1 protein-coding gene is annotated in these 1,839 nt (G+C 47.9%); it reads right to left on the bottom strand.

Translation table 11 applies throughout. The features are described 5' to 3' along the window. Positions 1-1,839 (bottom strand): condensation domain-containing protein (locus QT996_RS28390; protein ID WP_333050836.1); only part of this gene is annotated, 1,839 nt, incomplete at both ends.

The raw sequence follows: 1,839 nt of genomic DNA, 5'->3' as shown, positions 1-1,839 counted from the left end.
CAGATCCGAGTTGTATTCCCATTCTGCTACCAATCCATCAGCCGTATTCTCCATTGATAGGGTCAAATCAAACTTGGTCGTTCCCGTTTCAAAAGAAAACGAACTGAAAGTCAAGTCAGGCAGCTCCATTGAAGGCACACTCTTCTCGTCGAGCGCAAACATCACCTGAAACAGGGGTGTATAGCTTAAGGAACGCTCTGGTTGCAATGCCTCTACTAGCTGCTCGAATGGCAGGTCTTGATGCGTGTAACCTTGCAGCGCCACTTCCCGAACTCGATGGAGTAACTGGTCAAAACTAGGGTTGCCCGATAGGTCGGTACGCAGCACTAAAGTATTGACAAAAAAGCCGATTAGTCCTTCGATTTCCTGTCGGTTGCGACCAGCTACAGGCGTCCCTACTACGATGTCCGAGGAGCCTGTATAGCGATAGAGCAAGGTCACAAAAGCTGCATATAGCGTCATAAACAGAGTGACTCCCGCTCGCCTGCTGAAATTGGCAAGTGCTTGGCTCAATTCAAGAGAAAGGCCGAACGATTTATACGCTCCGCGATAACTTTGAACCGCTTTTCGGGGTCGGTCGGTAGGTAATTCTAATAAAGCCGGAGCGCCCAATAGTTGTTGCTTCCCATAGTTAAGCTGCGTTTCGAGTAGCTCTGGAGTTAACCAATAACGCTGCCAAACCGCAAAGTCAGCATATTGTACAGGTAATTCTGGTAAAACTTTTGGGTTACCAGTACATTTGGCTTCATACAGTGCGGCTAACTCTCCGTAGAATACGCCTGCTGACCACCCATCAAAAATAATGTGGTGTACTGTTAGCAAAAAGACGTACTCTGTGTCGTCAAGCTGTAGCAACTTGGCTCGCACTAAAGGCTCTCGCTCTAGGTCAAAAGGTCGCTGTGCCTCCGCCGTGGCTAATCGTTGCGCCTCGACTTCTCGCTCACAAAAAGGTAGGTTTTGTAAGTCTACTTTAAGCAGTTTCAATTTCAGAGTTGAGGCGATAACTTGAATAGGTTGTCCCGACACTTTTGTGAAGTTTGTGCGTAAAACTTCATGACGGCAGATAATTTCGTTGAGGCTTGATTCAAGAGCAGCTATATTGAGCTGACCGCTAAGACGCAAGGCGGACGGGATGTTGTAGAAGGCACTATTTGGTTGTAATTGGTCAAGAAACCACAACCTAGCTTGAGCGAAGGATAATGGGATATCGCCTGACCGGGGAATCGGTAATAGCGGTTGAGCTTGTATAGATTGCTTGCTATGAAGCGAATTCTCAATGCGTTCAGCGACGGTAGCGACAGTGGGAGCTTCAAACAAACTGCGTAATGGTAATTCGACGGACATTGTATCGCGCACTCTAGAGATAATTTGAGCTGCTAGTAAGGAATGTCCACCGAGTTCAAAGAAATTATCGTGAACGCCCACTTGTTCAATACCCAGGACACAAGCCCAGATGTTGGCTAGCATTTCCTCAATAGGAGTGCGAGGGGCGACAAAAGTGAGTTCCAGTTCTGGTGGTAATTCGGGTGAGGGTAGGGTGCGACGGTCTACTTTACCATTAGGCGTCAGTGGCAAGGACTCCAAAATTACAAAAGCACTAGGTACCATATAGTCTGGTAGTCGCTCTTTCAGAAAATGCCGCAGGTCCCCAACGGTGGGGGCAGGTTTCTGAAGAGGGACAGCGTAAGCGACTAAGCTCTTTTGACCCGGAATATCTTCTCGAAGCACGACTGCAACAGAGAGTAAGTTTGGATGTTGACTCAGTGCTGCTTCAATTTCTCCGAGTTCGATCCGAAAACCGCGCACCTTTACTTGGTCATCTATCCGACCGAGGTATTC

The sequence above is a fragment of the Microcoleus sp. S13C4 genome, from assembly GCF_036700865.1.
GTDB lineage: Bacteria > Cyanobacteriota > Cyanobacteriia > Cyanobacteriales > Microcoleaceae > Microcoleus.
The sequence above is the reverse complement of the archived record's forward strand: the minus strand, read 5'-3'. Positions and strand labels throughout refer to the sequence as shown.